Source organism: Cognatiluteimonas telluris (genome assembly GCF_011320095.1).
Classification (GTDB): domain Bacteria; phylum Pseudomonadota; class Gammaproteobacteria; order Xanthomonadales; family Xanthomonadaceae; genus Cognatiluteimonas; species Cognatiluteimonas telluris.
Map to the genome: position 1 here is coordinate 1 of NZ_JAANOY010000105.1, position 858 is coordinate 858.

Sequence of the window (858 nt, forward strand, 5' to 3'; positions counted from 1 at the left end):
CGAGCGCCGCTTAGATGACCCCAAGCGCGACCGAAGATGGTGGACGAAGGCGACAAGGTGCTGAGCGAAGCGAGCAACCCGAACTGCCGAAGTGCCGCAGCAGGCCCGCTCTTAGCGGCCTAACACCTGAATTAAGCCGACTTGCGTAGTGGAGGCAAAAGCGTGGCAGGCTTTTTATGCCACGCTTTTGCTGGAACGAAGCAAGTTCGGCTTGAATGAATTGTTAGGCCGCCGCGCCATTGCTTGCAATCTCCAGCGCCCGAGCAATGGTGAGTGGCCCGTTTATGGCCGGATCAGTGCACTCTGCCAGATCGTCCGCAACCGATGGGTCGGCAAACGCGACGCGCTCCGACAACTGCAACGCGTCAGCGGTATAGGCGAGTTCTGCGGCAGACAATTGGCCAGAGGCGAACAATCTGCAAAGACTGCCAAGGCCGTGACGATTGAGAAGAAGATCCGTGTCCTCGCTTACAACGACAGGCGCTGAGCCCCCAAGCGTTTCCAATGCGCGGCTATGTACCACCAATTCGTCCGCGATCGCCGCGGAAAATTCGCTCGGCGAGAGACTGCCGGCCATTAAGGCAACAACTGCGGAAAGCTTCATGCGGGGCCTAACACCTGAATTAAGCCGACCTGCGTAGTGGAGGCAAAAGGTGGCACGCTTTTCAGTGCCGCCTTTTGCTGGAACGAAGCGGGTTCGGCTTGAATGAATCGTTAGGCCGCCATTTGTTCACAAGAATCATTGGCTGACAAGCCACACGCTTGACCTGAGGCCGAACCAGTCGGCCGCGCGCCGGAATCTGCAGGCGCCCAGCCCGGATGCCGCCTAGTGGCCTGGGATGCGGCAATGCCGCCGGA

Annotated in this window: 1 protein-coding gene; it reads right to left on the bottom strand. The window is 59.2% G+C overall.

What is annotated here, in order from left to right; genetic code table 11:
• Window positions 1-223: 223 nt before the first annotated feature.
• Window positions 224-604 carry a hypothetical protein gene (locus G7B67_RS13205; RefSeq protein ID WP_166213167.1) on the bottom strand — a complete coding sequence of 127 codons (381 nt, stop codon included), beginning with the start codon at window positions 602-604 and terminating at the stop codon, window positions 224-226.
• Window positions 605-858: the final 254 nt, after the last annotated feature.

Bases quoted from the DNA above. Each gene is read 5' to 3' on its own strand.
- G7B67_RS13205 (WP_166213167.1), bottom strand. From the start codon at position 604: ATGAAGCTTTCCGCAGTTGTTGCCTTAATGGCCGGCAGTCTCTCGCCG.